General features: G+C 42.5%; 25 protein-coding genes. 21 read left to right on the top strand and 4 right to left on the bottom strand.

Going from position 1 to position 25,700, the window contains the following annotated elements; genetic code table 11:
• Positions 1–9: 9 nt before the first annotated feature.
• Both G630_RS0103765 and G630_RS0103760 read right to left on the bottom strand, forming a co-directional pair.
• A complete protein-coding gene (locus G630_RS0103765) occupies positions 10–840 on the bottom strand; it encodes a histidinol-phosphatase HisJ family protein (protein WP_022761619.1) in 831 nt (276 codons plus the stop codon).
• A 23-nt stretch (positions 841–863) separates the two neighbouring features.
• Entirely contained in the window at positions 864–1,706 is an 843-nt protein-coding gene (locus G630_RS0103760; RefSeq protein ID WP_026497801.1) for a cache domain-containing protein, read from the bottom strand.
• A gap of 281 nt (positions 1,707–1,987) precedes the next feature.
• Here G630_RS0103760 and gap point away from each other — a divergent pair, with 281 nt between their 5' ends.
• The 6 genes from gap (at position 1,988) to G630_RS0103730 (ending at position 9,743) form a co-directional block, all read left to right on the top strand.
• Positions 1,988–3,013, top strand: a complete 1,026-nt coding sequence (gap, locus tag G630_RS0103755; RefSeq protein ID WP_022761617.1) for a type I glyceraldehyde-3-phosphate dehydrogenase — start codon at positions 1,988–1,990, stop codon at positions 3,011–3,013.
• Positions 3,014–3,082: 69 nt separating this feature from the next.
• Positions 3,083–4,318, top strand: a complete 1,236-nt coding sequence (locus tag G630_RS0103750) for a phosphoglycerate kinase (RefSeq protein WP_022761616.1) — start codon at positions 3,083–3,085, stop codon at positions 4,316–4,318.
• Between the two features lie 106 nt (positions 4,319–4,424).
• A complete protein-coding gene (gene tpiA, locus G630_RS0103745) occupies positions 4,425–5,171 on the top strand; it encodes a triose-phosphate isomerase (protein WP_022761615.1) in 747 nt (248 codons plus the stop codon).
• Positions 5,172–5,242: 71 nt separating this feature from the next.
• Positions 5,243–5,989 carry a triose-phosphate isomerase gene (tpiA, locus tag G630_RS0103740; RefSeq protein WP_022761614.1) on the top strand — a complete coding sequence of 249 codons (747 nt, stop codon included), beginning with the start codon at positions 5,243–5,245 and terminating at the stop codon, positions 5,987–5,989.
• 175 nt (positions 5,990–6,164) lie between these two features.
• Positions 6,165–8,183, top strand: a complete 2,019-nt coding sequence (locus G630_RS0103735; protein WP_026497800.1) for a methyl-accepting chemotaxis protein — start codon at positions 6,165–6,167, stop codon at positions 8,181–8,183.
• A gap of 210 nt (positions 8,184–8,393) precedes the next feature.
• Positions 8,394–9,743, top strand: coding sequence for an NCS2 family permease (locus tag G630_RS0103730; protein ID WP_026497799.1), 1,350 nt, complete (start codon positions 8,394–8,396; stop codon positions 9,741–9,743).
• Positions 9,744–9,850: 107 nt separating this feature from the next.
• Here G630_RS0103730 and G630_RS0103725 read toward each other — a convergent pair whose 3' ends face one another.
• Positions 9,851–10,660 carry a hypothetical protein gene (locus G630_RS0103725; RefSeq protein WP_022761611.1) on the bottom strand — a complete coding sequence of 270 codons (810 nt, stop codon included), beginning with the start codon at positions 10,658–10,660 and terminating at the stop codon, positions 9,851–9,853.
• A 253-nt stretch (positions 10,661–10,913) separates the two neighbouring features.
• On the opposite strand from G630_RS0103725, the gene G630_RS0103720 reads away from it, so the two are divergent.
• From G630_RS0103720 to G630_RS0103670, 11 genes are all read left to right on the top strand, one after another.
• Positions 10,914–11,468, top strand: coding sequence for a TetR/AcrR family transcriptional regulator (locus G630_RS0103720; protein ID WP_022761610.1), 555 nt, complete (start codon positions 10,914–10,916; stop codon positions 11,466–11,468).
• 21 nt (positions 11,469–11,489) lie between these two features.
• Positions 11,490–12,761 (top strand): NAD(P)/FAD-dependent oxidoreductase, encoded by a 1,272-nt coding sequence (locus G630_RS0103715; RefSeq protein WP_026497798.1) that lies wholly within the window; start codon positions 11,490–11,492, stop codon positions 12,759–12,761.
• Positions 12,762–12,823: 62 nt separating this feature from the next.
• Positions 12,824–13,486, top strand: a complete 663-nt coding sequence (gene cmk / locus G630_RS0103710; RefSeq protein WP_026497797.1) for a (d)CMP kinase — start codon at positions 12,824–12,826, stop codon at positions 13,484–13,486.
• A 13-nt stretch (positions 13,487–13,499) separates the two neighbouring features.
• The gene (gene ispH / locus G630_RS0103705; RefSeq protein ID WP_026497796.1) at positions 13,500–14,354 is read left to right on the top strand and encodes a 4-hydroxy-3-methylbut-2-enyl diphosphate reductase; all 855 of its coding nucleotides are present in this window, start codon (positions 13,500–13,502) and stop codon (positions 14,352–14,354) included.
• A complete protein-coding gene (gene rpsA / locus G630_RS0103700; RefSeq protein WP_022761606.1) occupies positions 14,335–15,468 on the top strand; it encodes a 30S ribosomal protein S1 in 1,134 nt (377 codons plus the stop codon). The genes ispH and rpsA overlap by 20 nt, the downstream gene beginning before the upstream one ends.
• A gap of 299 nt (positions 15,469–15,767) precedes the next feature.
• The gene (locus G630_RS0103695; protein ID WP_026497795.1) at positions 15,768–16,868 is read left to right on the top strand and encodes a hypothetical protein; all 1,101 of its coding nucleotides are present in this window, start codon (positions 15,768–15,770) and stop codon (positions 16,866–16,868) included.
• Between the two features lie 145 nt (positions 16,869–17,013).
• Positions 17,014–17,505 carry a LytTR family DNA-binding domain-containing protein gene (locus G630_RS20560; RefSeq protein WP_044958654.1) on the top strand — a complete coding sequence of 164 codons (492 nt, stop codon included), beginning with the start codon at positions 17,014–17,016 and terminating at the stop codon, positions 17,503–17,505.
• Positions 17,498–17,941 carry a DUF3021 domain-containing protein gene (locus tag G630_RS0103685; RefSeq protein ID WP_026497794.1) on the top strand — a complete coding sequence of 148 codons (444 nt, stop codon included), beginning with the start codon at positions 17,498–17,500 and terminating at the stop codon, positions 17,939–17,941. The genes G630_RS20560 and G630_RS0103685 overlap by 8 nt, the downstream gene beginning before the upstream one ends.
• A 129-nt stretch (positions 17,942–18,070) precedes the next feature.
• Positions 18,071–18,850 carry a CheR family methyltransferase gene (locus tag G630_RS0103680; RefSeq protein WP_022761410.1) on the top strand — a complete coding sequence of 260 codons (780 nt, stop codon included), beginning with the start codon at positions 18,071–18,073 and terminating at the stop codon, positions 18,848–18,850.
• Between the two features lie 15 nt (positions 18,851–18,865).
• The gene (locus G630_RS0103675) at positions 18,866–19,837 is read left to right on the top strand and encodes a phage tail tip lysozyme (RefSeq protein ID WP_022761411.1); all 972 of its coding nucleotides are present in this window, start codon (positions 18,866–18,868) and stop codon (positions 19,835–19,837) included.
• Positions 19,838–19,866: 29 nt separating this feature from the next.
• Positions 19,867–20,346 (top strand): hypothetical protein, encoded by a 480-nt coding sequence (locus tag G630_RS0103670; RefSeq protein WP_026497793.1) that lies wholly within the window; start codon positions 19,867–19,869, stop codon positions 20,344–20,346.
• A gap of 48 nt (positions 20,347–20,394) precedes the next feature.
• Here the strand turns inward: G630_RS0103670 and G630_RS0103665 are convergent, their stop codons facing one another.
• Positions 20,395–20,655 carry a hypothetical protein gene (locus tag G630_RS0103665; RefSeq protein ID WP_022761413.1) on the bottom strand — a complete coding sequence of 87 codons (261 nt, stop codon included), beginning with the start codon at positions 20,653–20,655 and terminating at the stop codon, positions 20,395–20,397.
• Between the two features lie 303 nt (positions 20,656–20,958).
• On the opposite strand from G630_RS0103665, the gene G630_RS20555 reads away from it, so the two are divergent.
• The 4 genes from G630_RS20555 to glgD all read left to right on the top strand — a co-directional run bounded on the left by G630_RS20555 (position 20,959) and on the right by glgD (position 25,666).
• Entirely contained in the window at positions 20,959–21,417 is a 459-nt protein-coding gene (locus G630_RS20555; RefSeq protein WP_049946072.1) for a CAP domain-containing protein, read from the top strand.
• Positions 21,418–21,547: 130 nt separating this feature from the next.
• Positions 21,548–23,242, top strand: a complete 1,695-nt coding sequence (locus G630_RS0103655; protein ID WP_026497792.1) for a DUF3502 domain-containing protein — start codon at positions 21,548–21,550, stop codon at positions 23,240–23,242.
• 163 nt (positions 23,243–23,405) lie between these two features.
• The gene (locus G630_RS0103650; protein WP_022761416.1) at positions 23,406–24,548 is read left to right on the top strand and encodes a glucose-1-phosphate adenylyltransferase; all 1,143 of its coding nucleotides are present in this window, start codon (positions 23,406–23,408) and stop codon (positions 24,546–24,548) included.
• On the top strand, positions 24,548–25,666 hold the full coding sequence (glgD, locus tag G630_RS0103645) for a glucose-1-phosphate adenylyltransferase subunit GlgD (protein WP_022761417.1): 1,119 nt from the start codon (positions 24,548–24,550) through the stop codon (positions 25,664–25,666). Before G630_RS0103650 ends, glgD begins: the two co-directional genes overlap by 1 nt.
• The last annotated feature ends 34 nt before the right edge of the window (positions 25,667–25,700 follow it).

Raw genomic sequence — 25,700 nt, 5'->3', positions numbered from 1 at the left:
TCCTTATGATCAAAGCTTAATAAACGTGCCCTTACGTTTGGCGAACAGTGTGTAATACCTGAAGCCGCAGGCTTTGGCGATTTCTACAGCGGTTTCGAAGCCAAGACCGACATTCTCGGGCTTGTGCGCATCGGAACCAAAGGTTATGATCTCGCCGCCCAGCTCTTTGTAGCGGGCGAGCACTTCGCGTGAGGGATTGGGATCTCCCAAAGTGGGCTCTGTATAAAGGGACTTGGTGTTTACATCAAGTCCTTTTCCTTTTGCAATAAGAGTCTTCAGGATCTCATCGATGACATCTGAATAATCCTTGTAGGTGTAGTTCTTATTCAGATTAGGAGCGTAGCGCACAAGGTAGTCCAGATGGCCGAGGACATCAAAATCGTCGAATAAGTTTATGTTCTCGAGAGTTGATTCGAAAAACTCGGTAAAGGCTTCCTTTTCAGTGCGTCCCTCATAGAAAGAAGCAAAGTAGGGATCTTTTCCGTGGCATACGTGATTGGAACCTATGATAAAGTCGAAGGGATATTTCTTTGCATACTCGAGATTTGCGTCCACAACCTGCGGCTGCATTCCAAGCTCGATTCCAAAATAAATATCAATGGTATCGGCATAATTATCTTTAATAGAAGAGTACTCTTTATAATAGGCATCCGTATCGACTACGAACTGATCCGTTATTCCGTCCGGAACATCGGGATAGTCCATGTCCATGTGCTCTGTGATACAAATTGCGGGTAGCTGCTTTTTGATAGCCTGCTCTATGACAGCTTCCATGGGAGAGTCGCAATCTCCCGAGTGGTGTGTGTGCATATGAAAATCTGCCGGTAATTGTTTTGACATGTTTTTTCTCCGTTATGAATTCATTATTTTTCTTCTTCTTTTACCACGCAAATGGTCCAGTCCGAAGCTTCGTTTCTTAAATGATAGAGATTATACCAGGTGCCCTGTCCATTATTGGCTCTGTAAAGACCTTCCCCTGTTTCCTGAGTCATGAAGAGCTCGTGGCTCAAATCTTCGACTGAGTCACCGTTTGCTGCAAATTGGGAATGAGCTGCAAGCATTCCCGAGCTGTCCACAAGAAATGCGTGATCATTCTGGTCTGCCAGGATTTTATGAAAATTGAAAAGATCATAGTTTCTCTGAACGATACCCAGGATATTACCGCTTTCGGATTTGACCGGAACGGCAAAGGTTACTAATAGAGCACCTGTTGATTTTGAAACAATGACATCAGATATGGCATTTTCTCCGCTTATGGCTTTTGCGAAATAATCTCTTTCAGAGACATCCTTAAGGTCGCCTTCTGTACTAAGGAGCTGCATGCCGTCAGTGCCGGTAAGAATGATTTTTGAATCCTCGGAAAGAGAAGATTCAACACTCTGCAGATAAGATAATTCACTGTCTGCAAGTTCTGCATTGGCAGTATCTTCCATATAAGAAATTGTGGAAGGCGATAATGCAACAGCCTCAAGGGATCCCAGATTCTCGTCTATAACCCTTTGCCACTCGCCTTCAATATTATGTGCTTCCCATTTCATGGAATCGTGAGTACTGCTGAGTACCTTGTCCGAGGTTTTCATGTGATTAACCGAAAGAAATGCGATAAGCGGAATCAGGAATGCCAGAAGTAAACCAACTATTATTACTACAATAATAATTGTTTTCATACTAATTCCTGAAAAATTGTTGTTTTCTGTGTCTCCCATAATGATCTCCTTGTAAATCATAAATCTTTTTGTTCAAAAACATCCTATATTCTAGAGTATAGAAAGAATTTTATCAATTAAGAGTTCAGATAAAACGATTATGCGTACATTTTTGATTCTATATAAGGAAATTTTTGATAATTCTGTGTTTTTGCCCAAAGATTACTTGAAAAATTGAGAGAAGTTAGATAAAATAAATTTGCTGTCAAATTTTTGACAATCACGTTGTAAAGAATTAGTAGCAGCAAATAAATTTTAATATCATTTTAGGAGGACTTAAAATGGCAGTAAAGGTAGCAATCAATGGTTTTGGCCGTATCGGTCGTCTTGCATTCAGACAGATGTTTGAGCACGAGGGAACAGAGATCGTAGCAATCAACGATCTTACAGCACCCAAGATGCTTGCACACCTTCTTAAGTATGACTCTTCACAGGGTAAGTACAAGTATGCTGATAAGGTATCTTTCGATGACGATTCCATCACAGTAAACGGAAAGAAGATCACAATTTACAAGGAAGCTGACGCTAATAACCTTCCTTGGGGTAAGATCGGTGTAGACGTTGTTCTTGAGTGTACAGGTTTCTACACATCTAAGGACAAGGCTCAGGCACACATCAACGCTGGTGCAAAGAAGGTTGTTATTTCTGCTCCTGCAGGAAATGATCTTCCTACAATCGTATATAACGTTAACCACGAGACACTTACAGCAGATGACAACATCATCTCTGCAGCTTCTTGTACAACAAACTGCCTTGCACCTATGGCTAAGGCTCTTAACGACTATGCACCTATCCAGTCCGGTATCATGGCAACAATCCATGCTTACACAGGTGATCAGATGATCCTTGACGGACCTCAGAGAAAGGGTGACCTTAGAAGAGCTCGTGCAGGCGCTGTTAACATCGTTCCTAACAGCACAGGTGCTGCAAAGGCTATCGGCCTTGTTATTCCTGAACTCAACGGCAAGCTCATCGGCGCTGCTCAGAGAGTACCGGTTCCGACAGGTTCCACAACACTTCTTTTCGCTGTAGTTAAGAGCAGCACAGAAGTTACTAAGGAGAGCATCAACGAGGCTATGAAGAAGGCTTCTGATCCTGAGACATTCGGTTACAACGAGGATGAGATCGTATCTTCTGATATCGTTGGAATGACATATGGTTCACTCTTCGATGCAACTCAGACAATGGTTACAAAGATTGGTGACGACCTCTATGAAGTTCAGGTTGTTTCATGGTATGACAACGAGAACTCTTACACATCTCAGATGGTTCGTACAATCAAGTACTTTGAAAAATTTGTTAAGTAATCACTGATTAAGAAAAGGTCCGGTCCGTAAGGACCGGGCCTTAAATTTTATAACAAGGAGGCTATTATAATGGCACTTAATAAGAAATCTGTTGATGATTTCAGCGCAAAGGGCAGAAGAGTACTTGTTCGTTGTGACTTCAACGTACCGCTCAAGAATGGTGAAATCACAGACGAGACACGTATCAATGCTGCACTTCCTACAATCAAGAAGCTTATCGCAGATGGCGGCAAGGTAATCCTTTGCTCACATCTTGGTAAGGTTAAGAATGGCCCCAACGAGGGTGAGTCTCTTGCTCCTGTAGCTAAGAGCCTTTCTGCTAAGCTTGGCAAGGACGTTAAGTTCATCGCTGACTACAACGTAACAGGTGCGGATGCAACTGCTGCTGTTGAGGCTATGGGTGAGGGTGATGTAGTTCTTCTTCAGAATACACGTTTCCGTGGCAAGGAAGAGACAAAGCCTTCAGATGCAGGCGAAGCTTTCGCAAAAGAGCTTGCAGATCTTTGTGATGATTATGTATGTGACGCTTTCGGTTCTGCTCACAGAGCACACGCTTCCGTAGCTGTTGTTACAAAGTATGTTCGTGAGAAGGGTGGCAACTGCGCAGTTGGTTACCTTATGCAGAAAGAGATCGATTTCCTCGGCAACGCCGTTGAGAATCCGGTTCGTCCTTTCGTAGCAATCCTTGGCGGCGCTAAGGTTGCTGATAAGCTTAACGTTATAAATAACCTCCTTGAGAAGTGCGATACACTTATCATCGGTGGTGGTATGGCTTACACATTCCTTAAGGCTAAGGGCTATGAAGTAGGTCTTTCACTCGTAGATAACGAGAAGATTGATTATTGTAAGGAAATGATGGAGAAGGCTGAGAAGAACGGCAAGAAGCTTCTTCTTCCTGTTGATACAGTTGTATCAGGCGGATTCCCGGATCCTATCGACAATCCTAATATCGAGACAGCAATCGTTGAGTCCAACGCAATTCCTTCTGACAAGGAAGGTCTTGATATCGGTGTGAAGACAAGAGATCTTTTCGCAGATGCTGTAAAGAGTGCAAAGACTGTTGTTTGGAACGGACCTATGGGTGTATTCGAGAACCCTGTACTTGCTGAAGGTACAAAGGCTGTTGCTAAGGCTCTTGCAGAGACAGATGCTACAACAATCATCGGTGGTGGTGATAGTGCAGCAGCTGTTAACCAGCTTGGTTTTGCTGACAAGATGAGCCACATCTCAACAGGTGGCGGTGCTTCACTTGAGTTCCTTGAGGGTAAGGAGCTTCCCGGTGTTGTTGCTGCAGATAACAAGTAATACTTATCGAGGTATTTCTCGAGCTTAGTATTACTGTTAGTTCGATCGAGCACGAAGTGCGAGAGTCGAACTTCCTTATGAAAAACAATAAAGGAGACTTATTAAAATGGCACGTAGAAGAATCATTGCTGGCAACTGGAAGATGAACATGACACCTTCTGAAGCTGTAAAGCTTGTTGCTGAGCTTAAAGATTTAGTTAAAAATGATGATGTAGACGTAGTTTACTGCGTTCCTGCAATTGATATCGTTCCTGTCGTAGAGGCTGTAAAGGGCACAAACGTTAATGTTGGTGCTGAGAACTTCTACATCGAGGATAAGGGTGCTTTCACAGGTGAGATTTCCGCACCCATGCTCGTAGATGCAGGCGTTAAGTATGTTATCATGGGACATTCCGAGAGAAGAGACATCTTCGGCGAGAATGATATTCTTATCAATGCTAAGGTAAAGAAGGCATTTGCTGCAGGTCTTACACCTATCCTTTGCTGCGGTGAGTCACTTGCACTTCGTAAGGCCGGTACTTACAAGGAGTGGATCGAGAGACAGATCACATGGGATCTTAGCGGTGTAACAGCTGATCAGGTTAAGAAGCTTGTTATCGCTTACGAGCCTATCTGGGCTATCGGAACTGGCGAGACAGCAACTGCTGACCAGGCTGAAGAAGTTTGTGCATTTATCCGTGAGCTTGTTGCTAAGCTTTACGATCAGGCTACAGCTGATGAAGTTCGTATCCAGTACGGCGGATCAATGAATGCAGGCAACGCTGCTGAGCTTCTTTCAAAGCCCAACATCGATGGCGGTCTTATCGGTGGTGCTTCACTTAAGCCCGACTTTGGTAAGATTGTTAACGCATAATATATATAAAAATAAGAGATGAGTTCAGTTGGCTTCATCAACTGAACTCATTTTTATATGGAGTATTTGTAATGTCTAGAAAAAGAATAGTAGCCGGAAATTGGAAGATGAATATGACACCGGCAGAGACGACTGCTTTTATTGCAAAGCTTCGTCCGCTGGTTGACAATACAGAGGTTGACGTCGTTTTATGTGTGCCTGCTATTGATATTATCCCTGCAATGACAGCCACAAGGGGAACAAATATAGAAATAGGTGCACAGAATATGCACTTTGAGGAGAATGGCGCTTATACAGGCGAAATAGCACCGGGAATGCTTACGGATGCAGGCGTTAAATACGTTATTCTCGGTCACTCGGAGAGGCGTGAATATAACCACGAGACAGATGAAGAACTTAATAAAAAGGTGAAGAAGGCCTTTGAACACGGCCTTACACCTATCCTGTGCTGCGGAGAAACACTGGAGCAGAGGAATAAAGGCATCACACTCGATTTCATCAGAATGCAGATAAAGTCTGATCTTGCAGGAGTTCCTGCTTCGGATGTGGAAGAGATGGTAATTGCATACGAACCTATCTGGGCTATCGGAACAGGTGAAACTGCCACATTGGCACAGGCAGAGGAGGTATGCAAGGCTATACGCGAGTGCATTGCTGAAATCTATAGTGAAGGCACAGCGGAGAGAGTTCGCATCCAGTACGGCGGCTCTGTAAATGCGGCTAATGCCAAAGAGCTGTTTTCGCAGCCTGACATTGACGGAGGTCTTGTGGGAGGTGCATCTCTTAAACCTGATTTTGGTAAAATCGTTAATTGTTAAGACAAACCTGGCACTATGAAAAAATATTCATGGTGGCAGGTTTTTATATATAAACTTGGTATAAAAAAACGATTAAATGTTCACAAATTCACTTTTTAAGGCATGCTTAGGTTATATAATTTTTGATGAGAAACTATTTCTTTTCAAATGATATATTTCATCATGGAGGCGTGTTATGGCAAAGAATGAAAATGCTCACGGAAGTACTGAAAGAGTTAGCTTTAAGGACAGTATCAAGACCAAACTGATTTGTATAATGATACTGGCTGCTGCGATACCTCTTTTGATAGCTGTAATTGTAAGCTATAAGACATCTACGGATAAAGCTCTTGCTGATGCTCAGGATTCCCTGGAATGGGAGGCATGGTATCTGGAGCAGTCGTTTGTTACTGTGCTTGATACGAATATGAAAATGATAAGGAGTATAGCCGGAAGTCCTACCGTGGTCAATTTTGTTGCCAAGGAGGGAGATATTCCGCTGGATGCAATTATAAATACTCTTTCGGAGTGTGACACTATCCTGAATGATGGAGATACTACTGCAATTACAGATGCGACAGGAATGCAGATTGCTCGAACATCCGGAGATTGTATCGATGTTTCTGACAGAGAGTACTTCCAGAAGGCGATGGAAGGAACCGTATATGTTTCCAACGTTCAGATCAGTAAGAAGAACGGAAGACGTATGCTGACTTTTGCTGCGCCTATTATGTATGATGGTAAGGCTATAGGTATTGTTCACAGGAACTATGACCTTAATAATTTCCATGAACTTCTGGCAAATGAAGCAGAGGATGCCTTCCTTGTAGATAGAGAAGGCCTTGTAGCGGCACATTCACAGTATAAAATCGGTGAAGGCGAGCATGAAGAGGAGAGCAGAGCTCAATCAGAGTTTATGGTTTCGGGCAAGGACGAAGGCTTCTACTTTGTGGATACAGGCAAGGGCTATGATGCTTATGTCGCATATGTAAAAGAACCCCAATCACAGTTTAGAGTCTGTGCAGCAAGCAATGAGAAGAAGGTGCTTGCATCTGCAAGAAAATCAGCTACTATTACTATAATTGTAGGCCTGGTGCTGCTGGTAATCGTGATTATTGTATCTTTCGTAATGGCTAATAGCTTTACAAAACCGATTTTAGCAGTCGGGAAATCTCTTTCCGCGCTTGCTGACGGACGTTTTGAAAAGGTTGGAAAAGAAGCTAACAGAAAAGATGAGTTTGGACAGATATCCAGAAATACTAATTCTGTTATACATACCCTTGATGAAATAGTTTCACATATTAAGGCATCCGCTGCAAATGTCGGATCCTCTTCGGAAGAACTTTCCGACATGGCTAACCAGATTTCGCAGACGGCAGAGGATGTATCAAATGCGGTGCAGGAGATTGCATCCGGTGCTACGCAGCAGGCTGATGAGATTCAGAGTGCTTCAGAAAATGTAGGTCTTATCGGTGATGCTGTCGGAGATGTGCAGACATCAACAGGAAACCTCTCCGGACTTGCCGGAAAGATGAAGGAAGCATCCGAGGTTTCAAGCAGATCACTTACATCCCTTCAGGATTCTTCTGCTGAGATGACAGCCAAGATTGATGACATTGCAAGAACGATTCAGGCTACGCAGGAAGCTGTTGACAATATCAGTGAAAAGGTTGAAGGTATTACTTCCATCGCTACCCAGACAAACCTTCTTTCACTCAATGCTTCAATTGAGGCAGCAAGAGCTGGTGAAGCAGGAAAAGGCTTTGCGGTTGTTGCTGAAGAAATCGGTAAGCTTGCAGATGATTCCAAGCAGATGGCTGATGACATCATGAAGGAGATGGGTACACTTCTTGAACAGAGTAAAGCAGCTGTTGCCGCTGCAGAGGATGTTAAGCAGGGTAACAATGAACAGCAGATTGCCATCGGAGAAACCCTTGATGCTGTTAACGGAATGCTTGAGGATATCGGAAGCACTGTTGGAGGGGTACAGCTTATTTCTCAAGGCGCGGATACCTGCGAATCCTCCAAGAATGCTGTGGTTGACACCATGAGTGCACTTTCCGCAATTTCAGAAGAAAATGCTGCATCTTCGGAGGAGACCGGAGCTTCCATGCAGGAGCTTTCAGCTACGGTAACAACACTTGCAGGTTCAGCCGACAGCCTGAAGGCTATTGCGGAACAGCTCAATGAAGAGATGAAATTCTTCAAGTCTTAATTGATAAATTTTTATGGAATAGGGAAATCCCGCCATCAATCACAGACATTTGATGGCGGGACTTTTTTGTGCAAAAAGGATGTAAAATTCAATTAATTCCGTGGTTATTTATATTGTTGATGCTACTGAATTATGATATATTTTAAAAGGTTTTTTTATCTTATGTGTTCATGCACAGCGGTCTACCCGCAAAAGGAGGAGAGTAACATGTTGGAGAAAGTTTTTCATCTCAAGGAACACAATACTACGGTGAAAACCGAGATTATTGCCGGTTTAACCACGTTCCTTTCAATGGCGTACATTCTCGCCGTTAACCCCAGTATTCTTGGAACTGTAATGAATCCAAGTGGTGTATTTGTAGCTACAGCTATTGCATCAGCGATTGCTACATTCTGTATGGCATTCATGGCCAATTATCCTATAGCTCTTTCAGCAGGACTTGGACTTAATGCTTACTTTGCTTACACTGTTTGCCTTGGTGAGCTTGCAGCAGAGGGTGAGAATGCATTCAAGATCTGCTTAACAGCTGTATTTGTAGAAGGTATCATTTTCCTTCTTATGTCACTTGTTAAGATTCGTGAGCAGATCATCAACAGTATACCGCAGAACCTTAAGTTCGGTATTTCTGCAGGTATCGGTCTTTTCATCGCATTTATCGGTCTTAGAGGAGCAAACGTTATCGTTCCCAGTGAATCTACTACAGTAGCACTCGGTAGCTTTGCTGATGCAGACGTTGTTCTCTGCCTGATTGGTATTATCATAATTATCGTACTCGAGCACTTCCATGTTACAGGTTCTGTTCTTATCGGAATCATTGCTACATGGGTTCTCGGAATGGTTGCACAGGCTACAGGCTGGTATACAGCAACTAATGTATTCCCTGATTTTTCAGCAGGACTTCAGCTCGGCGGAATTGCAGATACAGCATTCAAGTTTAACTTCGGATGGGCTGCAGCTCATTTTGTTGAGTTTATTGCTATAGTATTCAGTTTCCTTTATGTTGATATCTTTGACACAGTAGGAACAGTAGTAGGTGTTGCAGATAAGGCTAACCTCCTTGATGAGGACGGAAACCTTCCCAAGGTTGGAAGCGTATTCATGTCAGATGCTATCGGTACAACAGTTGGTGCATGCCTTGGTACTTCAACAGTAACAAGCTTTGTTGAGTCAGGTGCCGGTGTTGCTGCAGGCGGACGTACAGGTCTTACAGCTCTTACAACAGGTATCATGTTTGTTGTATCACTTGTACTTAGCCCTATTTTCCTTGCTATCCCTTCATTTGCAACTGCTCCCGCACTTGTATATGTTGGAATGCTTATGGTTTCCAGTGCTAAGAATATTACCTTTGACGGTGATATCGCAGATACTCTTGGTGCTTACCTTGCACTTGTTATGATGCCGCTTTCATATTCAATAGCAACCGGTATCATGTTCGCAGTTCTTGCATGGGTTATCGTTAAGCTTCTCATTGGCAAGGCTAAGGACGTATCACCTGTTATGTGGATTGTATTTGTAATGTTTGCAGTTAGAATAGTTGCACTTATTACCAACTTCCAGTAATAGTTTATAAAACAGATAATAAAGAGAGCGCGCACATCCAGTGTCAGTCGATGTACGCGCTCTCTTTCTATGAAAAAGTTCGTGTTATTTAATTCTTATCTGCCGGCTTAGCCTGTCAGCTCAGCTGCATCAACCATAGCCATTCGCTGTTCGGCTTTCATATTATCATTGGCTTCCTCATCAAAAGCCCTTTCGATATTAGCTCCGCTTCGCTCGGCCTTTTCCTCGTTATCTATGGCTCTTACGATGCCCTCTTGAAATACCTTTTCCTCCCGTATTTCAGCATTTTTGTTATTGCCGGATTCCTCACGGGTTGTAATCTCGTGGTCATAATCATAACGCGAGATATCGCCCTTAATATACATCTGGCGAAGCTGTGCGTCAGTGTAGGAATCAAAGGAACGGACATTGGGATTCTTGGTATTGGCAGTAGGCTGGTTTGCGTGAACCTTGCTTAACTCAGGAGCCTTATTCTGCTCGTTAAAAGGATTTTCCTTCTTTTCTGCATTAAAGGGATTCTCTTTCTTTATTTCGTTGAAAGGATTCTCTTTCTTTTCTGCAGCTTCAGCTTTTTTGTGTGCCTCTTCAATTTGGGCTTTTGCCTTCTCGGCATCTTCAATAGCGCGCTCAGCAGGAGAAGGGCCTGCGTCCTGTTTGGTTTTGAGCTCCTTGACATCGCCAATCTCTTCGGTCTCTTTCAGTTTATCCTGGGAGATTTTACTTGCTTGTGCTGTATCACCATCCTTGGATACAGCTATAACATCCTTAAGAACCTCTTGGATCCGTTCTTTTCTCGAACTGTCATCTTTATTTTGCTCTTTCAGGGTTTCCGCAGCTTTGCTCGTGGTATCCGCGGTCTGAGTGGGGCGGATAGCTTCTGTGCCGGTTCTGACCATTGAAATACTTAAATCTTCCATAGTAACCCTCCAGTCTCCCCAAGCGTGCAGATAACTGCACATAAATACCTATATTGATTATACCACTTTTGCAATATTCTGACAACTTATATTATTGTCTGAAAATAACTTTCTTTTTATCTGAGAAAAAATGATAGTTTCTTTCAATTTGTTCTAAGACTTTACAGAGTTCCCGATTGACATGAGAATTTCAAAACACTAAAATAATAACACATGATACGATTAACAATATGCTTAAACGGAGGGGAATCCTATGCCAAGAAAAGCCACGATTACGCAGGAAGAAATAGTAAATGCTGCATTTAAAATCACTAAGAAAGAGGGCTTTGATCAGATCACGTCAAGACGTCTTGCCGCAGCTGCAGGATGTTCAACACAGCCTATTTTCAGAATATATGAGAATATGGATGAACTTAAAAAGGATGTCATCGCCAAGGCGGTAGATACCTTCGAGAAGCATTGCAGGGAAACCGGTAATAACCATGATACGCCCTTCATTGATCTTGGACTTAGCTATATCACCTTTGCGCAGAAGTACCCGAATCTTTTTAAGCTTCTGTTTATTACTGCGAATGCGCTTGAGGGACGTAGCATGTATGATATTGTCAACGGTTCTGATGACAATGTTGTAAGAGAGGTTTCAAAGGCTAAGGATCAGGGTGTTCCGGATGCGGAGCAGCTTTTCATGAAGATGTGGGTGTTTATCCACGGCGCAGGCTGCATGGCTGTAACCGGTGATTTTGACCTTGAAGAGGCTGAGTCTGTTTCTATGCTCGAGTCCGCATATGAGGCATTCAGACTTTCCTGATTTTGGAGTAATTGGAGTTTTATGAAGCAGGTTGCTGTAATTGGCTGCGGTGCAGCCGGAATGATGGCGGCTATTTCCGCGGCGAATAGCGGAGCAGCCGTCACTATTTTTGAAAAAAATGAAAAGCCGGGAAAGAAGATTTACATAACCGGTAAGGGCAGGTGTAATGTAACAAATGCCTGCGATATATCTGAATATTTTGATAAAATACCACACGGTTCCAAATTTCTGTACAGCGCACTATACGGTTTTGACAATGAAGCGGTAATGCGCCTTTTTCAGGATAACGGCTGTAAGCTTAAGACGGAGCGCGGCGACAGGGTATTTCCTGTGTCGGATCATTCCTCAGACATAATAAGCACACTCGTTAGAATCCTTAAGAAAAACAAAGTGGATATCAGATATCAGGACGAGGTCAGGTGGATTCAGGTCGGAGAAGATGGCCATGTAAAGAGCGTAGTTTCCGAGGATTCCGGTATAAGTGAATTTGATGCTGTAATAGTGTGTACCGGTGGCTTGTCCTATCCGTCTACCGGATCTACCGGAGATGGTCTTAAATTTGCTAAAGAGTTGGGATTAAAGGTAACGAAGACCACACCGTCACTTGTTCCTTATAACATCAAGGAAGAGTGGTGCGCTGAGCTTCAGGGACTTTCTCTTAAAAATGTTGCAATAAAACTGGAGCAGATTCCTGCGTCCGGTCCCGGAAAGAAAAAGAAGTATGTTTATGACGGATTCGGAGAGATGCTGTTTACGCACTTTGGCGTAAGCGGACCGCTGATCCTTACATCCAGCTGTTATTACGAGGAGGCTGACAAAAAGGGAGAGAAGTATTCTTATGTGATTCATCTCGATCTTAAGCCGGCACTTACTGAAGAACAACTGGATAAAAGAATACAAAGAGAGTTTGAAAATGGTAAGAACAGACAATTTAAAAACTGCCTGAATTCACTTTTTCCTTCAAAGATGATACCTGTTATGATAAGATTGTCGGGCATAGATCCCGAGAAACAGGTCAACTCGATAACAAGAGGAGAGAGACTTTCTTTTGTGTCACTGATCAAAAATCTCAGGATGGAGGTTGAGGGACTTCGCGGTTTCCCCGAAGCTATAATCACGCGTGGCGGCGTTGCCGTGAATGAGATAAATCCCTCGACGATGGAGTCCAAAAAGATAAAGGGGCTCTATTTTGCCGGCGAAGTTATAGACGTAGATGCTCAGACCGGCGGCTTTAATTTGCAGATAGCCTGGTCAACGGGACACCTGGCGGGCGAATCCGCAGCAATAAATTAAAGCCTTCCCCTTGGGGGAAGGTGCCCGAAGGGCGGATGAGGGGAATAGAAAGGAGAACAAATATGGGAAGCAGTATTGCCATAGACGGACCTGCAGGAGCAGGCAAAAGTACAATTGCAAAGATCGTATCCAAGAAGCTTGGATTCATATACATTGACACGGGTGCTATGTACCGTGCAATGGCTGTTCACATGATAAGAAACGGCGTATCCGGAGATGATAGCGCAGAGATTGAAAAGAACATCGACAGCGCAGATATTTCCATAGGACATGAGAACGGAGAGCAGGTAGTTTATCTTAACGGAGAAAACGTTAACTCGCTCCTCAGGACAGAAGAGGTAAGCGCTATGGCCTCAAAGACCAGCGCTAATGCGAAGGTTAGGGAAAAGCTTGTGGAGCTTCAGAGAAAGCAGGCTAAGACCACAGATGTTGTCATGGACGGAAGAGATATCGGAACTGTTGTCCTTCCCGATTCAGAGCTTAAGATTTATCTTACCGCGGGAACCAGAGTACGCGCCGAGAGACGATACAAGGAGCTTATCGAAAAGGGCGAAAACTGCAACATCGATGAGATCGAGGTAGATATCAAGGAAAGAGACCACAGAGATATGACAAGAGAAAATTCACCGCTTAAAAAGGCAGATGATGCGGTGGAGGTCGACTCTTCCAATATGACAATCGAGGAAGTGGCAGACAGGATTATATCTCTGTATAAGGAACAGTAAAGGACGAAGCACTATGGAAGTTATTCTTGCCGAACATGCCGGCTTCTGCTTTGGTGTAACCAGAGCCGTTGACGTGGTATATGACCAGATAGAAAAGAATAAGGGTAAAAAAATCTACACTTACGGCCCTATCATTCATAATGAAACTGTGGTTTCGGATCTTGAAAAACAGGGCGTTCAGGTAATTGAAGGTGCAGAGGATTTAAAGAAGCTTACGGAGGGAATCGTAATCATCAGATCCCACGGTATCCGCAAGGAAATCTATGAACTTATTGAAAAGCAGGGCCTTGACTATGTCGATGCGACCTGTCCTTTTGTAAAAAGAATTCACAACATAGTCGAGAAAGAGAGCGCAGAGGGCAAAACAATAGTGGTTGTAGGCAGCGCAAAACATCCTGAAGTTGACGGTATTGTGAGTTATGCTACGGGACCTGTTTTCGTGGTGGAATCCCCTGAAGAGGCGGAGGCTTTAAACCTGAAAGAGGGAACGGAAATCTGTATAGTATCACAAACAACATTTAATATAAATAAATTTCAAGAAACCGTTGATAAATTTTCAGATACGCGCTACAATGTTAATGTTGTGAACACTATTTGTAGTGCGACTGAAGAAAGACAGACAGAAGCGGAAGCTATTGCTGCTAAAGTCGATGCTATGATAGTGATAGGCGGAGCGCACAGTTCTAATTCAAGGAAACTGTATGAGATATGCAGTAAGAAGTGTGCCAATACATATTTTATTCAGACACTGGATGACTTGCATTTAGAACTTCCTAAAGCGGTTAAACTAGTGGGTATTACCGCCGGGGCGTCCACCCCAAAGAACATTATCGAGGAGGTTCAGAATCATGTCAGAACAATCTTTTGAACAAATGCTCAATGAGTCGTTCAAAACAATTCATACGGGGGAGGTCGTTGAAGGCACTGTTATATCTGTGAAGCCTGATGAGATTATTCTTAACATTGGCTATAAATCAGATGGTGTACTTACCAAGAGCGAGTATAGTAACGATAACAGTATCGATCTTACTCAGGTTGTTAAGGAAGGTGACACAATGGATGTCAAAGTCCTTAAGACCAATGATGCAGACGGTCAGGTTATCCTTTCATACAAGAGACTTGCCCTCGACAGAGGAAACAAGCGTATCGAAGAGGCTTATAACAACCAGGAGGTACTTACAGCTAAGGTTGTTCAGGTTCTCGATGGCGGTCTTACAGTAGTAGTTGATGAAGTTCGTATCTTCATCCCTGCAAGTCTTGTATCAGATACATACGAGAAGGATCTTTCCAAGTACGAAGGACAGGAGATCCAGTTCGTAGTTACAGAGTACAATCCTAAGCGTAGAAGATATATCGGTAACCGCAAGATGCTCATCACAGCTGAGAAGGCTGAGCAGGCTAAGAAGCTGTTTGAGACAATCGGTGTTGGCGATATCGTTGAAGGTGTTGTTAAGAACGTTACAGATTTCGGCGCATTCATCGATCTCGGCGGCGCAGACGGACTTCTTCATATCTCTGAGATGTCTTGGGGACGTGTTGAGAATCCTAAGAAGACCTTCAAGGTTGGCGATACAGTTAAGGTTCAGATCAAGGGTATCGACGGCAGCAAGATCGCTCTTTCCAGAAAGTTTGATGATGAGAATCCCTGGAAGGATGCTGATTCCAAGTATGCAGTTGGTAACGAGGTAACCGGTAAGGTTGCAAGAATGACTGACTTTGGTGCATTCATCGAGCTTGAGCCCGGCATCGACGCACTTCTTCATGTATCTCAGATCGCAAGAGAGCACATTGAGAAGCCTTCAGATGTACTTAGCATCGGTCAGGAAGTTACAGCTAGAATAGTTGATTTCAACGAAGCAGATCGCAAGATCAGCCTTAGCATCAAGGCTCTTACAGCTCCTGAGAAGGATGAAGCTGAGGAGAGCGGTGATGTTGTATCAGTAGATATTGAGAAGGCTATCGCTGAGCAGGATGCTGAATAATCAGAATTGATTTTGAGGCATTATAGAAGTCCTATATGAAATTGAGCAAAATGGTGTATGTCTATGACACACACCATTTTTTGTGTTCATAGTAGATAATTGATTTGCTATTCCTTGAACGTAAATATTAACTAGTAATAAACCAGCCGGAAAATTTACATAAACCAATGACCGTTTAGACACGGGAAACGACCGCTTAGACAAAACCTATTGAACATATATAACCCTAAGATATCATTTAGTTATTCTGATACTACTTGTAAATCGATTATGAGGAAAGACAGGAAAGGAAGCGGCCTATGAAAAGAAGATTTTTTAGAATGATATCGACGGTCATGACAATTGCAATGACCGTGTCTATGGCTTTTGTAACTATGGATGGTATATATGTGCATGCGGCTGCAACAGTATGCGGTTATGCTCATTCATATAAGGATCATGTTATATCCCAGACTGGGACTACTCATACCGTCTGTACAGAGTGTACTGAGTGCGGAAAAATTTTCGATGGAACAGCTGTAAATGCATATGGAGAACAACCGGATACGACACGGACAGAACACCATTCTGATTATCCTAATGCAACCATCACCATAACAAACAGTTCTTACCATACCTACAGTGGTACATGTGATGTATGTGGGGCATACAGCATTGGTGAGGATCATAAATTTGATGACAAGGGCATATGTACGGTTTGTAAATATGACAAGAATAATCCGAACGGTAATGAGTCATCTTCAGGATCAGGTGGAGCAGAAGGTGCCGGGGGTAATTCCGGAGCTGGCGGCGGTAATTCCGGAGCTGCCGGCGGTAATTCAGGTTCAGGAGGACAAAATGATGATGGAGGAGCCGGTGGCGGCGATGGCGCTACATCACAGAATGGGCGCAAGATTGCAAGTATACCGCAGGTGAATAATCCTGTATATAATGGCAAAACACAGACAGGTGTTGCTTCCGGAACCGGATATACAATTACCGGTAATAAAGGAACAAATGCCGGTAGTTATAAAGCTACAGCGAAACTTAAGAATGGTTATACATGGCCGGATGGAAGCAAAAAGAATAAATCCTTTAAATGGAAGATTAAAAAGGCTCCGAATCCGATTGCTATAAAGACCCACAAGAATTATAAAGTTAAATATTCAAAGATTAAAAAATCAAGTCTCGTAGTTCCGTATGGCAAGTTGTTCAGGGCATCCAAGGCTATAGGTAAAAAGAGATATTTCATAGTAAAGGGAAGTAATGTAGCAAGTGTAGATAAGAGCACGGGAAAAGTTACTATCAAGAAGGGTGTAAAGAAAGGAACTTATGATATCACGGTTAAGGTTACCGCGCAGGGAGATAAGAACAATGAAAAGGGAGTTGTCACAGGGACTTTTAGAATAACAGTGAAATAAGGGGGCTCTTTAATGTACGTATTTTAGTTTTGAACCATAGTGAAATATAGTATAATTGTGAGAGAAATACATGTTTTTCCTGGCAATATGTTTTCATTATGAAGACTAAAATATAACGTATAAATCGGAAAGTGTTTACTCCCATATGGATGATAGAATAAACATTCGCTTCGAATATGCCCCTGAGCATGATAAGCCGCAGGTGATAATCAGAGCCAGTGAAAAGAATGAACTGGTAGAAAACATTATAAAGAGTATCGAGCAGTATGCACTCGGGAATATCATGTCCAAAATAGTAGTTCAGGACAGGGATAAGGAGATACTAATTGAGATTAACGATATTATTCGTATATATACCGAGAGCAGAAAGCTGAAGGTGCGTACCATGGCGGGTGTTTATGAAGTAAGGGGAGCACTGCGCGACTTGGAAGACAGGCTTGATAAAAGATTTTTTGCACGAATAAGCCGCGCAGAAATAGTTAATATTAAAAGGATTTCAGGGTTTGATCTGAGTATTACAGGTACTATTCATGTATCCTTTGAAGATGGAAGCGAAACCTGGGTCGCGAGACGCTTTGTCAAGGACTTGCAGAAGAGGCTTAGCTTTATGCGAAGAGGTGGTGAGTATCATGAATAGATTGATAAAAAAAGGAATTGTTTTAGCAACAATAGGATTTTGGATAGGACTGGCTATTGGTGTTTCCATAAGCTTTTTGGCTAATGGTAATGCGGATGGCCCTATGGTGTTTACCGGCGAAATCTTTTTGAAACTTTTGGCAGGAGGAATATACGGCGCTATACCCATGGGGGGAAGCGTTATATATGAAATAGAGGAGTGGAGCATTTTTAGAGCAACTGCGACCCATTTTGTTATAACTTTTTCGGGATTCATTATACTTGCTGCTGTGCAGGGGTGGCTAAGACTTGATAATCCTGTATTTTGGATAATTTCAGTGGCTTTTCAGGTATGTTATTTTCTCATATGGCTGTTTAATTATCTGGCATATAGGAAGTATATCAGAGAGATGAATGATGATATTAGGGCGATACGCTCAAATAAGCAGATAAACTGAATTAGTTATATTTACATAATTATGTTTATATATATTTAATTTTACATTCATCTATGATGTGGGCTACAATGAAAATAGTGATAATCGCTTAATTTTCTTACGTATCAACTTATAAGGGGGTTATAAGATATGGCAGTTGATTATGAGTGGTTTAAAGGCGAAGTTTATAAGCTCACAAAGATTGATCTTAATGCATACAAAGAAAAGCAGATGAAGCGCAGAATTGATACGCTCATCGGTAAGACAGAATGTAAGGGTTATGATCAGTATATGGATCTTATCAAAAAGGACCAGACTGCAAGAGAAACCTTTATTACTTATCTTACAATCAATGTTTCCGAGTTTTTCAGAAACATCGATCAATGGAATTTGATGGATAAGCAGATGGTGCCGGAGCTGATGAACAGGTTTGGTAAGAACCTGAAGATTTGGAGCGCTGCCTGCTCTACAGGTGATGAGCCATATACGATTGTCATGCTCATGTCCAATCATGTGCCGCTCAATCAGATCAATGTCATGGCGTGGGATATTGACACTGTAGCGCTTGCGAAGGCAAGAGCAGGCGTCTATGATGCCAAGGAAGTATCGGGCGTTCCGGCTGACCTTAAGAAGAAATATCTTACCCAGGAAGGTGATAAGTGGCGCGTTTGCGATGATGTCAAAAAGCGTGTAAACTTTAAGCAGGCAGATCTTTTGAGAGAGCCTTATCCGAAGGATTATCATCTTATTGTATGTCGAAATGTGCTTATCTATTTCACAGAGGAAGCTAAGGATGAAATTTTCAGAAAGTACTATGCTTCTCTCGCTCCCGGCGGAGTGCTGTTCATAGGTAGTACAGAGCAGATTATAAATTATAAGGAGATTGGCTTTATCAGAAAGAGCTCATTCTATTACGAAAAGCCGATGTAAAAAGAGGAAACATATATGAAAAAAGTTTGGGGAAAAATAATACTGGGGACAATATGTATATTAGGATGCAGTCTGTTTGCGCCGAGTATTGGCGCAAAGGCTGCATCTTTGCATGGAAGTAGCAATGAGGAAAAGATTTTCTTTTTCCTAAGAGAAGAAATGAATTTCAACAATGCTGCCGGTGCCGGTGTTCTTGCAAATATTGAGAAGGAATCCTCGTTTAGGACAAATGCATTATCTGATGGTGGTACAAGCTATGGTATTTGCCAATGGCACGCAGAGAGAATGTCAAGACTTAGAGCCTGGTGTGATGACCACGGGTATGATTGGGAGGATCTGGAAGGGCAGCTCTATTACCTTGAATATGAGCTGGACACGTATTATCCATACACATGCTCGGTTCTTCGTGGGGTGAAAAATTCAAAATCAGGGGCTTATAGAGCGGGACATGATTGGTGCTACTATTTTGAAGTACCTGCGGACAAGGAGGAACGGGCCAGGGAAAGAGGCGAGCTTGCGCGTGATTATTACTGGCCAAAGTATAAAAATGTAAAGACCAAGCTTCAGAAGGGTAAAACCTATGAAACTGATATAGGCATTTTTAAGGCAACGGGAGATTTTGAGGTCACATTCTTAGAGATGACTGATGAAGAAGTGACTTCTCTTGAAATACCGGGAAAAGTTAAGATAGGTAATATTACCGCCAAAATAACGGCGATCTCTCCAAGGGCTTTTGAGGATAATGAAAACCTTGAAAGCGTAACAATAGGAGGGAATGTAACCAAAATAGGAAAGTGTGCCTTTGCAGGCTGCTCGCATCTTAATGAAATTACAATCAAGTCAAAGAAAATAAAAACCTTCGGAAAGGCCTGCTTTAGAGACATAAGTGAAACTGCTGTATTTTATGTCAAGAAGGCTGTTAAAAAGAAATATGCCAAAAAGCTGAAAAAAGTGGCACCTGAAGGCATTGAGATTCAAAAATATTAAGTATACTTTTCTTGTGAGGTAGGACTTATATGGAGCATAACAAGATATATCTGGTCTATTCACTTTTCATATTCCTTGTAGGCATGGGATTTTTTACCGCAGGAGAGTTTAACAGACCGCCTAAGCCGGAACTCAAGGATCCCAATTTGCTGGGGCATGAGGATGAAGAAAATGCAGAACAGGAAGGTCCCGGGACTGCTGAAATATCCGGAGAAGATATTCAGATGCCTGTTCCTGAGCCTGAAGAACCAACCATAGAAGATATCGCGCTTGAGACGGACGAGGAGGACGCAGCTGAGGAAGAGGCTGAATCCGAAGAACAATCAGAGGGTGAAGAGGAAGAAGCCGGACCTCCGCTTTATGACGGTCACGAGGAGGAACGAATAGAACTAATAAAGGAAAACTACATCGCACAGGAAAAATATGACAGTTCCAGATGGACAACCTACGTAGGGTTCATGTTCTGGGCATTATCAATTGTTTGTGCAATCCTATATTTCAGAAGCTAAAAACAAAAGAAAAAGGCTATATCCGTAAGTTGCGGATATAGCCTTTTATTATGCTCTGGTTGGTTTCCAGGTTATCTCGTAAAAACTTTCCATTATTTTTCTGAGCTCATTCATCATGGAAAGACATGCACTATTCTCATCGGTATATCTCATAAGACCGATCTTTTTCTTATGATCCAGAAAATACACTTCCCAAAATTCTTTATTCTTGGTCAGACACACTCTGCCGTCACGCTCTTTACCAATCTTGTACAGTTTGGATGGAACGAGGTGTTCTTTGAAAAAACTCTTTAACTCTTTTGCTGTCATACCTTCCTCCAATATGCAATCCACAATGAGATAATAAAAATAACTATCTCATGTAGTATTTAAAACTACATATACATTACCACAAAGGAAGCAGACTATCAAGTATTATTAAAATCAAGTGAAATTTTTTCTAAAAATTGTCAATTATCCGACTATTTATTGTATATAATCATGAAAATGATATAATTCGGCAAAAATTTACAGGAATTTTATAATTTTTTTGAAATTTTTGTACGATAATATATTTATAAAAATATGGTCGCCTACATGGAGATTATTATTTTGTTGAGGGGGAAATTGAATATGAGTATAACAAGGATCAGGCTACTTAAGCTTCATTTTATTTTGTGTATCACAGTTATGATTTTTGTATCGGGCGGTATCACCGCGAGGGCAAAGACGGTAAATACCGGTGAGGTGGTTGCCTACATGAATGCGCTCAGAGGTGAATTAGGGCTTCCTGCTTTTGCTGTATCGGATTCGCTTAACCAGTCCGCAGCTATCAGAGCAAGCGAACTGCCGGCGAGATTCGATCACACGAGACCTGACGGAAGCGCATGGTATACAGTTGGTTCCGGCATCTATGGCGAAAATCTTGCACGCGCGGACAATGATGAGAAAAAAGGAACGCTGAATATAATGGCGGCCTGGTATCGCAGCCCGTCTCACAGGGCAAATCTTTTGAGCAAGTCCACGCAGATAGGAATTGCCTGCTACGAGGATGCAAACGGAGTGGCCTATATCGCCTGCGAATTTAATTGAATACTATGGGAAACAGCTATTCTTCCTTTACGAAAGGATGGCTGTTTTTTATATAAATATAATAATTCCCATCGCTGTTTTATGTCATAATTAAATTGTATATGTAGTTTACGTAACCAGGGGTGTTTTTATGAGTAGACGGGCACTTTCCGCAATTATCAGCTTAATACTTGTGCTCGGTACGGCAGGGTGTAATGAAGCGGTTCCTCCGAATGAGCCTGCCGAGCCTACTGCTTCAGAGCAGGAGGGAGGTTTTGTTGTGTCCGAAGAAATGCAGAACGGGACTGCCGGCATTTCACTTACAGAGAGTGAAGAAGAGGGCGGTTTTGATACTTCAGGTATTGATACCTCGGAGCATGTTGTCATAACTTATCTTACGACAGGAGATAAGCCGGTTGGAGAAGCGGCTGAAAGACTCAGGGAGACCATAGCTGAGCTTAATGAGACACTTAATGAAAAGGTCAATGCAGAGCTTAATATTGATTTTGTGGAATGGGATAACTACCTCGAAAACTATAATGAGAAGCTGGCATTGCTTGATGGAAGCGTAGATCTGGTGGGAGCCTCGACAGACTGGCTTGACGGATGGATCAATGTTAAAAAAGGTGTCTTTTTACCTCTGTCGGAAAATATGCTGAAAAAATATGCGCCCCTTACCTATGAGTCAGTTACACCTGAACATTGGGATATGTGCAAGTACAATGACGACATTTACTTTATGCCCGAGGATAATTATACCCAGTGGACAAACCATGGATTTATCTATCGCATGGATTTTGCCAAGGAACTGGGGCTGGAAGATGGCATTACAAACTGGGAAGAGTTAACCAGGTATCTGGAGAATGTCAGGAGTATTCATCCTGAACTTAAGGAAGTATGGGATGCTGATGGTACCCAGTATCTTAATATGGCAGAGGGATGGATAGTTTCTCATAGCGATTATGTACCTATTCAGGGGCTGTGCTCATCCAATCTGTGGGGCGGGACATTGGAAGATCCTTATACATTATATGTTCCTGCAATGCAGGATACGGATATGCTTATTGAATATGCAAGGCTCATGAAAGAGTGGGATGCCAGGGGAGTGTGGCCTTCGGATGTTATGACGAACAGCAGCGCTGATAATCGCGAGGAATACAGAAAAGGACAGGTTGCACTGGAACAGCATCACACACAGACCTATGTAAATCTTTGCTCAAAGACGGGTGAAAATATTCTATATCAGGACAATCCGGATGCAAGCTCAGGATTCTTTTACTTTGGGCAGGAAAACGGGAACCTTGTTGCACAGATTATCACTCACGGTGCCATGGCGGTTTCGGCGGCATCTGAAAATCCCGAGCGAGCACTTATGGTATATGATCTTTTGCGAAACGATCCTGTCTGCTATAGACTGATATGCTATGGAATAGAGGGAGTTTCTTATTCGATAAACGAGCAGGGGCTTCGCGATCAGCCTGAAGGCTATAATCCGGAAGCTGACAATATATATGACATAACCAACTTCTGGTGGGGCAGAAACGACAATAATGAGATTCGCGACGCAAAGACCAACTGGGATACGGTAGATGAGCTTTACACAGCCTATGAGAAAAAGAAGATTGACTATCCCTATGGGCAGTTTGTTCCGGATGAAACCGAGATAGAAGGCAAGATAGAAAAGTGTAATGAAATTTACAATAGTTATATGAAACAGATTTCTTACGGAAAGTATGATGGTACAGCTGAAGATATCGTGACAAAAATGCAGGATGAGCTTGCACTTGAGGGGATTGATGATGTTACGGCTGTTTTACAGGAACAGATAGACGCATTATATAAGTGATCATTTTATGCAAACATGATTGATATGAAAACCGGAGTGTAAATTCTCCGGTTTTTTTGTCAAAAATGGCCGAAAAGCACGATTTTTCATTGAAAACATTGTGCAAAACACTTAGAATATAAGTTATAAAGTTTTTATAAATATAGAGAGGGGAATATACAATATGGCTCAGACTAATATGCTGGCTATGATCCTTGCAGGTGGCAGGGGAAGCCGACTCCACGAGCTCACAAACAAGGTTGCAAAACCTGCTGTAGCATACGGAGGAAAATACCGCATTATTGATTTTCCGCTTAGTAACTGTGCGAACAGTGGAATTGATATTGTCGGAGTCCTTACTCAGTACGAATCGGTACTTCTCAACAGTTATGTTGCAGCCGGCGGACGTTGGGGACTGGATACAAAGGACAGCGGAGTATTCGTTCTGACTCCGAGAGAAAAGGCAGATTCCGGACTCGATGTTTATCGCGGAACCGCTGATGCAATTTCACAGAATATTGATTTCATCGATGCATACGATCCGGAGTACCTTCTTGTTCTTTCCGGAGATCACATCTACAAAATGAATTATGATAAGATGCTCAGATTCCACAAAGAGCATAAGGCAGATGCGACCATCGCTGTTCGCGGCGTTCCGAAGAAGGAAGCAAGCCGTTTTGGTATCATGAACACTGATGGCAACGGACGCATTATAGAGTTCGAGGAAAAGCCCGCTAAGCCTAAGAGCAATCTGGCTTCCATGGGTATCTATATCTTCAACTGGAAGACCATGCGCAAGATGCTTATCGAGGATATGAAGAATCCTGATTCCAGCCATGACTTTGGTAAGGACTTTATCCCTGTAATGCTCAATGAAGGCAAGGGACTTTATGCTTATGAGTTCTCCGGTTACTGGAAGGATGTCGGAACAATCGATTCTCTTTGGGAAGCTAATATGGATCTTCTTGACAGTGAGAACGAGCTTAATCTTGATGATACATCCTGGAAGATTTATTCAGAGGATGTCGGAATGACACCTGCATATATCGCAGAAACGGCCAAGATTGACAGAGCTTATATCAATCAGGGTTCTGCTATCGGAGGAGAGGTTAAGAACTCAGTTATTTTTGCCGGAGCAAAGATCGGACCCGGAGCAAAGGTTATAGACTCTGTTCTTATGCCTAATGCTTCAGTCCTGGAAGGTGCTACGGTTACCAGATGCCTTGTGGCAGAGGGGGTACGCATTGGCAAGAATGCTGTTGTCGGAAGCAAAAAGAGCGAGGAAATCCTCCTTGTTGCAAAAAGTGTAAAGGGGGATGATAAATAATGGAAAATAAGGCATTTGGCGTGATCAATTCCGCCGCTAATTATATTCGCGTTGAGGGACTTCATGATTACAGACCTATAGGAGCTTTTTCATTCCTTGGAAGATTTCGTGTAATCGATTTTCCTATTTCCAACATGAGTAACAGTGGATTCGACAGAATTCAGGTATGCCTCAACAGCAGACCCAGATCAATAGTTGAGCACATCGGCTCCGGACGTCACTACAACATCAACTCCAAACGTGGTGCAATCCAGATGTTCTTTACGCAGAACAATGGCGCAAGCTCAATTTACAACACTGATATCAATGCCTATATTGAGAATATGGAGCAGATCGAGCGTATGCCTCAGGACTACGTTGTTGTTGCTCCAAGCTATATGATCTACAAGCAGGATTATCAGGCACTCCTTGATGAGCACGTAGCATCAGGGACAGATATTACACTTCTCTATCACAAAGTAGATCAGGCTAAGGAATATTACAGAGCTTGCAATACAGTGACTCTTAATAAGCAGAAGGGTATCGAGTCAATCGAGCGCAACATGGGTACGGCTAAGGAAAGAAATATCAGCATGGATACCTATGTTATGAAGAAGGGGATTTTCATTGATCTCATTAAGAAGTCAAGAAAAGAATCCTCTGCATATTCTCTGGCTGATATGATCGCCCTTTCATGCAAGGATCTCGATATAAGAGGATTCCAGCACAGAGGTTTCTTCGCAGCGATAACTAGTCTCGATGATTATTACAGAGCTAACATGGAGCTTCTTGATTATGGTACTGCAATGGAATTCTTCAGACCTGAGTGGCCTATTTATACAAGAACTACAGATGCATGTCCTACTCAGTATTTCCACGGCGCGAAGGTTACAAATTCTATGATATGTAATGCATCGCTCATCGAAGGAACTGTTGAGAACTCCATAATCGGACGTAATGTTCACATCGGTAAGAATGCGGTAGTAAGAAATTCAATTGTTCTTGCTTACAATAACATCGCTGATGGCGTGCATATCGAGAATGCTGTAATAGATAAGTGGGCTGATATAAGAAACGTGAAGAGAGTAGTTTCTGATTCGGTTACACCTGCCTATGTAAAGAGAAACGATATACTGTAACGTTTAAAAAATAAAACTAAATTTTAGCCACACA

It is taken from the genome of Butyrivibrio sp. WCD2001 (genome assembly GCF_000424485.1).
GTDB lineage: Bacteria > Bacillota > Clostridia > Lachnospirales > Lachnospiraceae > Butyrivibrio.
The sequence above is the reverse complement of the archived record's forward strand: the minus strand, read 5'-3'. Positions and strand labels throughout refer to the sequence as shown.

Excerpts from the sequence above, each read along its gene's own strand:
- G630_RS0103765 (WP_022761619.1), bottom strand. The coding sequence starts at position 840 with ATGTCAAAACAATTACCGGCAGATTTTCATATGCACACACACCACTCG.
- G630_RS0103760 (WP_026497801.1), bottom strand. The coding sequence starts at position 1,706 with ATGGGAGACACAGAAAACAACAATTTTTCAGGAATTAGTATGAAAACA.
- gap (WP_022761617.1), top strand. The coding sequence starts at position 1,988 with ATGGCAGTAAAGGTAGCAATCAATGGTTTTGGCCGTATCGGTCGTCTT.
- G630_RS0103750 (WP_022761616.1), top strand. The coding sequence starts at position 3,083 with ATGGCACTTAATAAGAAATCTGTTGATGATTTCAGCGCAAAGGGCAGA.
- tpiA (WP_022761615.1), top strand. The coding sequence starts at position 4,425 with ATGGCACGTAGAAGAATCATTGCTGGCAACTGGAAGATGAACATGACA.
- tpiA (WP_022761614.1), top strand. The coding sequence starts at position 5,243 with ATGTCTAGAAAAAGAATAGTAGCCGGAAATTGGAAGATGAATATGACA.
- G630_RS0103735 (WP_026497800.1), top strand. The coding sequence starts at position 6,165 with ATGGCAAAGAATGAAAATGCTCACGGAAGTACTGAAAGAGTTAGCTTT.
- G630_RS0103725 (WP_022761611.1), bottom strand. The coding sequence starts at position 10,660 with ATGGAAGATTTAAGTATTTCAATGGTCAGAACCGGCACAGAAGCTATC.
- G630_RS0103720 (WP_022761610.1), top strand. The coding sequence starts at position 10,914 with ATGCCAAGAAAAGCCACGATTACGCAGGAAGAAATAGTAAATGCTGCA.
- G630_RS0103715 (WP_026497798.1), top strand. The coding sequence starts at position 11,490 with ATGAAGCAGGTTGCTGTAATTGGCTGCGGTGCAGCCGGAATGATGGCG.
- cmk (WP_026497797.1), top strand. The coding sequence starts at position 12,824 with ATGGGAAGCAGTATTGCCATAGACGGACCTGCAGGAGCAGGCAAAAGT.
- ispH (WP_026497796.1), top strand. The coding sequence starts at position 13,500 with ATGGAAGTTATTCTTGCCGAACATGCCGGCTTCTGCTTTGGTGTAACC.
- rpsA (WP_022761606.1), top strand. The coding sequence starts at position 14,335 with ATGTCAGAACAATCTTTTGAACAAATGCTCAATGAGTCGTTCAAAACA.
- G630_RS0103695 (WP_026497795.1), top strand. The coding sequence starts at position 15,768 with ATGAAAAGAAGATTTTTTAGAATGATATCGACGGTCATGACAATTGCA.
- G630_RS20560 (WP_044958654.1), top strand. The coding sequence starts at position 17,014 with ATGGATGATAGAATAAACATTCGCTTCGAATATGCCCCTGAGCATGAT.
- G630_RS0103685 (WP_026497794.1), top strand. The coding sequence starts at position 17,498 with ATGAATAGATTGATAAAAAAAGGAATTGTTTTAGCAACAATAGGATTT.
- G630_RS0103680 (WP_022761410.1), top strand. The coding sequence starts at position 18,071 with ATGGCAGTTGATTATGAGTGGTTTAAAGGCGAAGTTTATAAGCTCACA.
- G630_RS0103675 (WP_022761411.1), top strand. The coding sequence starts at position 18,866 with ATGAAAAAAGTTTGGGGAAAAATAATACTGGGGACAATATGTATATTA.
- G630_RS0103670 (WP_026497793.1), top strand. The coding sequence starts at position 19,867 with ATGGAGCATAACAAGATATATCTGGTCTATTCACTTTTCATATTCCTT.
- G630_RS0103665 (WP_022761413.1), bottom strand. The coding sequence starts at position 20,655 with ATGACAGCAAAAGAGTTAAAGAGTTTTTTCAAAGAACACCTCGTTCCA.
- G630_RS20555 (WP_049946072.1), top strand. The coding sequence starts at position 20,959 with ATGAGTATAACAAGGATCAGGCTACTTAAGCTTCATTTTATTTTGTGT.
- G630_RS0103655 (WP_026497792.1), top strand. The coding sequence starts at position 21,548 with ATGAGTAGACGGGCACTTTCCGCAATTATCAGCTTAATACTTGTGCTC.
- G630_RS0103650 (WP_022761416.1), top strand. The coding sequence starts at position 23,406 with ATGGCTCAGACTAATATGCTGGCTATGATCCTTGCAGGTGGCAGGGGA.
- glgD (WP_022761417.1), top strand. The coding sequence starts at position 24,548 with ATGGAAAATAAGGCATTTGGCGTGATCAATTCCGCCGCTAATTATATT.